This is a genomic window from Streptomyces sp. HSW2009 (genome assembly GCF_040240285.1).
Lineage (GTDB): Bacteria > Actinomycetota > Actinomycetes > Streptomycetales > Streptomycetaceae > Streptomyces.
Genome location: NZ_JBEHZD010000329.1, coordinates 1 through 9,007 on the forward strand (window position 1 = coordinate 1; position 9,007 = coordinate 9,007).

A 9,007-nucleotide genomic window follows, 5' to 3' on the forward strand; every position below is an offset into this window, starting at 1 on the left:
TTGTCCGCCCCTGGCCAGGGGTGCACAGGAGCGGGGCCGGGGGGCGCGGGGGCCCCCCGCCCCCCCCCGGGGGGCGCCCGCCCCGGGGGGGGGGGCCGCGCCCCCCGCCGCCGGGGGGGGGGCCGCCGGCCCCGGTGACGCCGGCCGCTCGGGGAGCGGGCGCGACGGGGCCCAGGGCGCCGACGCGGCCGACCGCAGCGGCATCTTCTCCGCCGCCGACCAGGCCACCCGCGCCGCCCGCGAAAAACTGTCGAGGCTCACCGACCTCAGCGCCCTGACGGCCAATCTGACCAGCGGGTTCAGCAGCAAGCCGGCCACTCGGGGGCGGGACGGGGAGCGGCCCGGCGACCGGAGTGCACGCGCTGCCCGGCCCGAGACCGCCGCCCGGCCCGAGACCCCCGCCCGGCCGGCGCAGCCGCCGACCCCGCCATCGACCCCGCCACCGGCCCAGCCGCCCGGGCCCCGGCTGCACAAGGACGAGAGCGACGGGACGACCGGCAGGGGCGGGTCGGGCGCGGCGGAGGCGGGGCCGCTCGGGTTCGCGCCGGCGCCGCCGTTCGTGCCCACGCCGCGGCACTTCAGGCCGCCCGGGGCCGCCGCGCCGCCGCACCTCGCGGGCGAGGACGAACTCGGGCCGCGCGAGTCCAACCCGGACTGGTGGCGGACCGAACAGGGCCCGATGGAGGTCAACCCGTTCGACGGCGGGGTCTTCGCGCCGCAGGGGCAGGGGCCCGGCTTCGTGGACGGGTTCGTGGGCGGGATCGAACTGCCCGAACTGCTCAAGCCGCCGGCCGACCCCGACGCCAAACCCGTCGAACAGGCCCCGGCCGGAGCGGACGGCGCCGCCGCCGGGGGCGAGGACGGGGCGGGGAAGTCCGGCCGGCGGGGCGGGCTGCCGCGCCGGGTGCTGCGGCGGGTGCTGCTGCGCCGCGGTGGCGGTGACGGCGGGGGCGGCGGGGGCGGCTCCATCGCCTGGCTCGCGGTGCTGGCCGCACTGTTCCTGGTCGGCGGCGCGGCCACGGGCAGTTGGCTCGCGCTCGGCATCGGCTACGTCCTCGCGTACAACGCCCGCAGCCTCAGCCGCGGCGAGACCAACTTCGCCACCATGGGCGTGCCCAGCCTCGCCGTCTTCGGTGGTCTGGTGTGGCTGTGGGGCCGGTTCGAGGAGCGGTGGGGCGCTGCGATCCCCGAGGACGGCATGAACGACGCCCTCGCCGACACGGCCCCGGCCGTCATCCGCAGCGCGGCGATCGGCTCGGCGCTGTACCTGGTGTGGCGCGTGCAGCGGAAGCGGCGGCAGGGGTAGCACTGCGTGCGGGCGTGCGGGCGGGGCGGGGTGTTGGCGGGGTGGGCCCGCCAATAATTCAACTGCCTTGTGAGGGAAGGCAGTTACGCTCGACTTATGGCTGAACTTGCATGGGAAGCGGGCTTGGTGGATCGCCTTTCCCCGGATGCCTCGGGGGACTTTGTGCTCGCCGTCCGGGAGGCTGGGACGCCCGGCATTGCGGCCATGCGTCTGTTTGACGCCCAGACCCTCGCTGCCGTCGGTCCCGAGATCAAACTGTCCGACGGGTTGAGCGGCTTCGGTTGCCTGGTGGAGACGCCGGACGGACCCGCTGCCGTCGACGTCGGCCCCGACCGCATCCGCCTGTGGGACCCCCGACGGGGAACCCTGCTCGGCGAGGTCGCCTGTGGCCTCCCCTTCGATGAGATCGCGGCAGCCGAGACGCACACTGTCGATGGCGTGACCGTGCTCTTTCTGCACGGCAAGATCGAGCACCCCGACTGGCAGTGGCAGGCGTACGACCTGCACACCGGCCGGCCGCTGCCGCTGGGCGATGCCCCTGACCCCACCTACGCCCTCAACGCATCGCGTATCCGCGTCGTCGGAGACGGCTTCCTGGTCGTTCCGGCCGAGAACAGAATCATCGAGGGCATCGACGTCTCGGAGGTCAGGGTGGCGCGTGTCCACCGGCTTGCGGACGGCACCCCGTACGGCGAGGTGGAACTGTCCGGCTCCGGGGCCACCTTCACCACGGCCGTGATCGACGGGACTCCGTTCCTGGTGACCACCGGCTATCCCGCGGGGCTCTTCGCGCTCCCCTCGCTGGAGCTGAAGGTTGAACTGGCCGGCGCCACGGACCTGATCACCCTGGGCGCCATCAACGGACGGCCCGTCGTCATCGCGGAGACCTTCGGAACCGACGGGCTCGGGCTCTGGTACGTCGATCAGCCCGGGCCGCGGGCCACTACGTTCGAGGTGCCGAATCCGCGGCACCTCACTGACCTCCTCCTCACCCGGAACGGCACCCTGTGGGTCGGCACGATCGACGGCCTCTGGGCGATCCCCGCCGAAGAGCTCGTACGGCTCGTAACCCCCGGCGGCTGACCGGTCGCACCACGGCCGGTGCCGTACGCGTACGACACCGGCCACTCACCCACCCGACGCCACGTCACGCCGCAGCTCGTCCAAGATGGCATGGGCCGCCGTGTAGCCGATGCCCTGGATCCACAGTTGGTCGTCCACCTTGAACGTGGCGCCGTTCCGTACCGCGGACATGCTCTTCCACAGGCCGCTGTTGGTCGCCTTCGTCTGGCCGGACTTGGCGGGGTCGCCGTAGCTTGAGGTGAAGATGGCGTCCGCGTCGGCCTTGTCGAGCTGTTCGGGGCTCACGTCGTACGAGAAGCCGTCCCGGGCCCGGTCGGTGATGGCGGGGCGGCCGAGGCCGACGTCGGCGAGCAGGGTGCCGATGTAGGTCTTCTTGCCGTAGATCCTGATGTCCGCGCCCTCGATGAAGCGGACCACGTTGACCTCGGTCTCCTTCGCCGCGGCCGGGCCGCCGATGGCCGCGGTGACCTGGCCGACGTGGGTCGCGTACGCGGCGCGGACCCGCTGGGCCGCGGCCTGTTTGCCCAGTGCGGCGGCGTGCACCTGGAAGTTCTCCTTCCAGGGGTAGCCGGTGGTCTCCGTCATCACGGTGGGCGCGATGGCGCTCAACTCCTCGTAACGGGTGGCGTCGCGGGCCTTGTTGGTGAGGATCAGATCCGGCTGGAGGCCGGCGATCGCCTCCAGGTTGGGCGAGCCGATGGCGCCCACGTCCCGGATGCCCGCGACCTTCTCGGCGGGGAGGTAGTTCAGGAAGCCGGAGGCGACGTCGGCGCGGGTGGCGCCGACCGGTTTGACGCCGAGGGTGATCGCGGAGTCCAACTCGGCGGTGTCGAGCACCACGACGCGCTGCGGCGCCACCGGCACCCGCACCACGCCCATCGCCGTGCGCACGGCACGCTGCTCGCCGCCCGCCGCGTCATCGCCCGAGTCGGCCGCACCACACCCGGCCGACCCCGCGGCCACCCCCGTGACCAGCACCCATGCGAGGACGGCGGCGCGCAACGGCCGGCGGGGGGACGCGGGCCGGGTGCGACGGGTGCGGCTGGTGCGGCTGGTGCGGCTGGTGCGGGCAGGGTTTCCCGTCCGGCCAGGGTTTCCCGTCCGACCGGGGTTTCCTGCCCGGCCGGTGCGGCGGCTGCGGTGCGAGAGGTGCGTACGGTCCATGGGCCGACCTTTCGATTCCGGAGCGGTGGGGCCACGGAGGGAGTCCCGCGGCCGGCGGGGCGCAAGCCCGTACGGGGCGGGCCGTTAGCCAGGGGGCGGCGCGGGGGACCACGGGGCGCCCGGGACGATGAGGGGGCCGCCGGTGACCGGGTCGGGGACCACGACCGACGCCAGCCCGAAGACCTCGCGCACCAGGTCGGCCGTGACCGTCTCGGCCGGGCTGCCCTGGGCGACGATCCGGCCGGCGACCATCGCCACCAGGTGGTCCGCGTACCTGGCGGCCTGGTTGAGGTCGTGCAGCACGGCCACCACGGTGCGGCCCCGCTCCCGGTTGAGCCGGCGGACCAGGTCGAGCACCTCCACCTGGTGGGCGATGTCGAGATAGGTCGTCGGCTCGTCGAGCAGGAGCAGATCGGTCTCCTGCGCCAGGGCCATGGCGATCCACACCCGTTGGCGCTGGCCGCCGGAGAGTTCGTCGACCGGCCGGTCGGCCAGCTCCGCCACCCGGGTACGGGCCATCGCGTCGGTGACGGCCCGTTCGTCATCGGCCGACCACTGCCGCCACCAGCTCTGATGTGGCTGCCGGCCGCGCGAGACCAGGTCGCCGACGGTGATCGCGTCCGGCGCCACGGGCGACTGCGGCAGCAGCCCGAGCGACCTGGCGAGCTGCTTCGTCGGAATGCCCGCCAGCGCGGCCCCGTCCAACAGGACCGCGCCGCGCTGCGGCCTGAGCAGCCGGCCGAGCGCGCGGAGCAGCGTGGACTTGCCACACGCGTTGGGCCCCACGATGACGGTGACCGCGCCATCGGGCACGGCCAGGTCGAGCCCGTCGACGACGACCCGGCCCGGGTAACCGAGGGTCAGCCCGCGGGCGGCGAGCCGACTCCCGCCCCCGGGCGACGCGGGCGGGCCGGCCGACGGGGCCCCGGCCGACGGAGCCCCGGCCGGCGCTGCTCCGTCCGGCGCTGCGGAGGATCGCTCGGTCATGCCGTGCCTCCGGTGGGGCTGGTCGGGCCCGGATGGCCAGCGCGGCTGGCTGGGCCCGTACGACTGGTGGGGCCCGTACGACTGGTGGGGCTGGAGGAGCCGGTACGGCTGGCGGGGCTGGCAGGGCTCGTACGACCGCTGGGGTCGGCGGAACTGGCGGAACTGACGGAGCCCATACGGCCGGTGCGGCCGGCTGAGCCGGCGAGGCCCGTACGGCCAGTGGGCCCGGTCCGGCCGCCGGAGCTCGTACGCCCGCCGGAGCCGTGGCCGATCAGCCAGATCAAGTACGGGGCGCCGACGGCCGCGGTCAGCACGCCCACCGGCACCTCGGTCGGCGCGAACAGCCGGCGGGCCAACAGGTCGGCCGTGACCACGACGAGCGCGCCGAGCAGCGCCGAACTCAGCAGCGGGAGCTGGGCGGTTCGGGTCAGTCGGCGGGCGATCTGCGGCGCGAGCAGGGCGACGAAATCGACCGGGCCCGCGGCGCCGGTGGCCAGCGCGGCCAGTACCACCGCGAGCAGCACGAGCCCGAGCCGCACCCGGCCAAGCCGTACCCCGAGCGCGGTGGCCGTGTCGTCGTCGAGCGCCACCGAGCGCTGCGCCCGGGCCGCCCACAGCACGGCGGGCAGCAGCACCAGCAGGGCCGCCGCCAGCGGACGCGCCTCGTCCCAGCCGCGCCCGTTCAGCGAGCCGGCCATCCAGACCTGCGCCTGCTGGGCGACCAGGTAGTCGCCCTTGGTCAGGAAGAGTTGGGTGACCGAGCGCAGCGCGATGGCGATGCCGATGCCGATGAGGACGAACCTGGCGGCGTGCAGCCCACCGCGCCAGGCGAGGGCGTAGCCGAGGAGGGCGGCGAGCGTGCCGCCGGCGACGGAGAGGTAGGGGAGCGCGGCGGCGGAGGTGACGCCGTAGGTCAGCGCGCCCACCGTGAACGCGCTCGCGCCCTGGGTGACGCCGATGACGTCGGGGCTGGCCAGCGGGTTGCGGGCGACGGCCTGGAGCAGCGCGCCGGCCACCCCGAACGCCGCGCCGACCAGCAGCCCGACCGTCATCCGGGGCAGCCGCAGCCGCGCCACGACCAGCCGGTCGGGGGAGCTGCGGCCGGCCAGTACGCGCAGCACCTCACCCGGCGGTACGAAGCGTTCGCCGACCGCCAGGTACAGCACGCAGCTCGCGGCCAGCAGCACGGCCAGCGCGACCGCGACCGCCGCGGCCCGCCGGTGCACCAGGAAGGACCCGCGCCCGGCGCGCACCCGCCCGTACCCGCCGGGCCTCCCACCCCGCCGCCGGCGCCCACCCCGCACCCGGCCCCACACCCCGTGCACCGGGCCCCGCACCCGACTCGCCCCACCCCGTACCCGGCGCGCCCTGCCCCACGCCCCCCTCACGCCGCCACCGGCTTCCGGCGTACCAGGGTCACCAGGAAGGGCACCCCGATCAGCGACGTCAGCACGCCGGCCGGCACCTCGCTCGGGCTGAACACGATGCGCCCGAGCACATCGGCGACCAGCAGCAGCACCGGGCCGAGCAGCGCGGCCAGCGGCAGCAGCCAGCGGTGGTCGGTGCCGACGAGGGCGCGGGCGAGATGCGGCACGGCCAGGCCCACGAACGCGATCGGGCCGGCAGCAGCGACGCCCGCGCCGGTCAGCACGGTGGCGCCGAGACCGCCCACGATCCGTACGGTGGCGACGTGCTGGCCGAGCCCGGTGGCGACGTCGTCGCCGAGCGCCAGGGCGTCGAGACCGCGCGCGGCAGCGGCCACCAGCACCACGCCCACCAGCAGGAACGGCCAGATCTGGGCGGCCACTTCGGCATCGCGCCCGGACAGCGAGCCGATCTGCCAGAACCGGAACTCATCGAGCGCCGCCGCCTTGGTGGTGAGCACCGCCATGGTCACCGAGACCAGCAGCGCATTGATCGCCGCGCCCGCGAGCGCCAGCTTGACCGGTGTCGCCCCGCCCCGCCCCCGCGCCGCGACCGCGTACACCAGGACGGCCGCAACGCCGGCGCCGGCGAACGCGAACCAGACGTAGCCGACCAGCGTGTGCACCGACGCGTACGCGATGGCCAGCACCACCGCGGCCGACGCGCCCTGGCTGAGACCGAGGACGCCGGGGTCGGCGATGGGGTTGCGGGTCAGGCCCTGCAACACGGTGCCGGCCAGCGCCAGCGCGGCGCCCACCATCACGCCCACCAGGGTGCGCGGCAGCCGCATCGAGCGGACCACCTCGGCGGCCCGGCCGTCGCCGCCGTGCAGCAGGGCGTCCAGCACCTCGGCGGGGGTGAGGTGGCGGCTGCCGACGGCGAGGCTGAGCAGTACGGCGAGCAGCAGGGCCACCGCGGCGAGTACGAGCCAGCCGGCGCGGCGGGCGGCTAAGTGGGGGGCGGCGCTGCTGGTCGGGGCGGCGGACAACGTGCCCTCCCCTCACGCGGGACGGTCGCGGAGGCCAGGCTAAGTCACCGCGGCGCGGCCCGGCAGAATATCGACCATGTCTTCGCATCCGCAGCAGCCCGCACCTGCCGCCCCGCGCCCGCCGCAGGCCCCGCAGCCCCAGGCCCGGCCCGGCACCGACGGCTCGACCCAGGCCCTGACCGTCGGATTCGACCTCGATATGACGCTGATCGACTCGCGGCCCGGCATCAAGGCCGCCTATCTGGAGCTGGCCGCGGAGACCGGCACCCACATCGATGCCGACCTGGCCATCACCCGGCTCGGGCCGCCGCTGGAGCAGGAGCTGGCGCACTGGTTCCCCGACGACCAGATCCAGCCGGTCGCCGACCGCTACCGGGCGCTGTACCCGGAGCACGCCATCGCCCCGACGCCGGCGCTGCCCGGCGCCCTGGAGGCGATCGCCGCGGTCCGCGCGTACGGCACCCCGGGCGGCCCCGGCACCCCGGCGGCCGGCACGCCCCGCGGCCGGGCCATCGTCGTCACCGCCAAGCACGAGCCCAACGCCAAGCTGCACCTCGCGCACCTGGGCATCGAGCCGGACGCGGTGATCGGCTGGCTGTGGGCGGAGGCGAAGGCCGAGGCGCTGCGCGAGTACGGGGCGAGCGTGTACGTGGGCGACCACGTCGGCGACGTGCGCGGCGCGCACACCGCGGGCGCGCTCGCGGTGGCGGTGGCCACCGGCCCCTGCTCGGCGGACGAACTGCGCGCGGCCGGCGCCGACGTCCTCCTGTCCGACCTCACCGAATTCCCCGCCTGGTGGCGTTCGTACGTCGCTGACCTGGGCTGACAGCGGAATCCGCCGGGGTTGCGGAGAGCTGGGGCGGGATCGCCGAAGGAGCGGGTCGCCAGCCGAAGGCGGGTCGCCGAAGGACTGGGTCGCCGAAGGATCGGATCGCGGCCGAAGAACCGGATCGCCTCACGACCGGGTCGCCGCGGGAGTGCCGGGCGGCCCGGTTCGTCGTTCCGTGCGGGGCCCCGGCCCGGCGCCGGCCTTGGCCCAGTCACCCGCCGCCACAGCCGGGCGACGGCTGCGCGCCGACGTTACGCGGCCGACTTGGCCTGCCGTCGCTGGGCGGCGATCGACGTCAGCAGGCCGCCGGCGGCGACGAGGAAGCCCACGCCCATCAGCATCGACACGAAGTAGGCGGGCGTCGGCAGCCGGTCGAGTCCGAGCAGCAGCGGGGTCACCGTAATCAGCGTGCCGACCGCGCCGACCAGGAAGACGATGGCTCCGATGCGTACCAGCAGATCCCCGGGGCGGGAAGTTTCATTACTCACGGGACCAGGGTAGGTCGTCCCCTACCTGCAACGGCGAGACCCCAGCCGGTCATTACTGAGCACGAACGACCCGGGTACGTCTTGTCACCGGGCTCCGGACCATTAGCCTTGGTGGCGGCGGGTCCTGCGGCCCGCTGTAGTGCTATCTAGAGCTGTTTTCCGTTGTTTCCCGACGAGTTACGAGGACGAGGACAGACGTGCCTACCGGCAAGGTCAAATGGTTCAACAGCGAGAAGGGCTTCGGCTTTCTCTCCCGCGACGACGGCGGTGACGTCTTCGTCCACTCGTCGGTGCTGCCAGATGGTGTGGACGTACTGAAGCCAGGCCAGCGCGTGGAGTTCGGGGTCGTCGCCGGAAACCGCGGTGACCAGGCGCTTTCGGTGACACTGCTGGACCCGACCCCCTCGGTTGCGGCGGCGCAGCGGCGCAAGCCCGACGAGCTGGCCTCCATCGTCCAGGACCTGACCACCCTGTTGGAGAACGTCACCCAGCAGCTCGAACGGGGCCGCTACCCCGACAAGGCCCACGGCCACAAGATCGCGGGCATGCTGCGCGCGGTCGCTGACCAACTCGACGTATAGCCAAGAGCGCGCCTTTCAGGCCCGCCCGAGCGGCCGGCCTCCACCCGGGCCCGGCGGACGTACCCCACGCGCCGGGCCCGCGCCGTACCCACCGGCACCGTCGGCGCGGCCGGTACCCGGGGCCCGGCCCGGTCGCGGAACGCCCGCGGCACCTCG

8 protein-coding genes and 1 pseudogene are annotated in these 9,007 nt (G+C 74.7%); 4 read left to right on the forward strand and 5 right to left on the reverse strand.

Annotated elements, in window-relative coordinates; genetic code table 11:
• The coding region (locus AAHZ94_RS22200; RefSeq protein WP_349994736.1) for a hypothetical protein at nt 1-1,306 on the forward strand (1,306 nt) is incomplete at its 5' end.
• 204 nt (nt 1,307-1,510) lie between these two features.
• On the forward strand, nt 1,511-2,389 hold the full coding sequence (locus AAHZ94_RS22205) for a hypothetical protein (protein ID WP_349994737.1): 879 nt from the start codon (nt 1,511-1,513) through the stop codon (nt 2,387-2,389).
• A 45-nt stretch (nt 2,390-2,434) separates the two neighbouring features.
• Here AAHZ94_RS22205 and AAHZ94_RS22210 read toward each other — a convergent pair whose 3' ends face one another.
• The 4 genes and pseudogenes from AAHZ94_RS22210 to AAHZ94_RS22225 all read right to left on the reverse strand — a co-directional run bounded on the left by AAHZ94_RS22210 (nt 2,435) and on the right by AAHZ94_RS22225 (nt 6,953).
• On the reverse strand, nt 2,435-3,553 hold the full coding sequence (locus tag AAHZ94_RS22210) for an ABC transporter substrate-binding protein (RefSeq protein WP_349994738.1): 1,119 nt from the start codon (nt 3,551-3,553) through the stop codon (nt 2,435-2,437).
• An 84-nt stretch (nt 3,554-3,637) separates the two neighbouring features.
• The gene (locus AAHZ94_RS22215) at nt 3,638-4,540 is read right to left on the reverse strand and encodes an ABC transporter ATP-binding protein (protein ID WP_349994739.1); all 903 of its coding nucleotides are present in this window, start codon (nt 4,538-4,540) and stop codon (nt 3,638-3,640) included.
• 236 nt (nt 4,541-4,776) lie between these two features.
• Nucleotides 4,777-5,844 (reverse strand): annotated as a pseudogene (locus AAHZ94_RS22220) (FecCD family ABC transporter permease); the annotation flags it as partial.
• Between the two features lie 80 nt (nt 5,845-5,924).
• The gene (locus AAHZ94_RS22225; RefSeq protein WP_349994740.1) at nt 5,925-6,953 is read right to left on the reverse strand and encodes a FecCD family ABC transporter permease; all 1,029 of its coding nucleotides are present in this window, start codon (nt 6,951-6,953) and stop codon (nt 5,925-5,927) included.
• Between the two features lie 76 nt (nt 6,954-7,029).
• Between AAHZ94_RS22225 and AAHZ94_RS22230 the strand changes: the two genes are divergently transcribed.
• The gene (locus AAHZ94_RS22230) at nt 7,030-7,779 is read left to right on the forward strand and encodes an HAD family hydrolase (protein ID WP_502964739.1); all 750 of its coding nucleotides are present in this window, start codon (nt 7,030-7,032) and stop codon (nt 7,777-7,779) included.
• Nucleotides 7,780-8,033: 254 nt separating this feature from the next.
• Here AAHZ94_RS22230 and AAHZ94_RS22235 read toward each other — a convergent pair whose 3' ends face one another.
• Complete coding sequence (locus tag AAHZ94_RS22235) at nt 8,034-8,270, reverse strand: hypothetical protein (RefSeq protein WP_349994741.1); 237 nt, start codon at nt 8,268-8,270, stop codon at nt 8,034-8,036.
• A gap of 197 nt (nt 8,271-8,467) precedes the next feature.
• Here AAHZ94_RS22235 and AAHZ94_RS22240 point away from each other — a divergent pair, with 197 nt between their 5' ends.
• Nucleotides 8,468-8,851 carry a cold-shock protein gene (locus AAHZ94_RS22240; RefSeq protein WP_349994742.1) on the forward strand — a complete coding sequence of 128 codons (384 nt, stop codon included), beginning with the start codon at nt 8,468-8,470 and terminating at the stop codon, nt 8,849-8,851.
• The last annotated feature ends 156 nt before the right edge of the window (nt 8,852-9,007 follow it).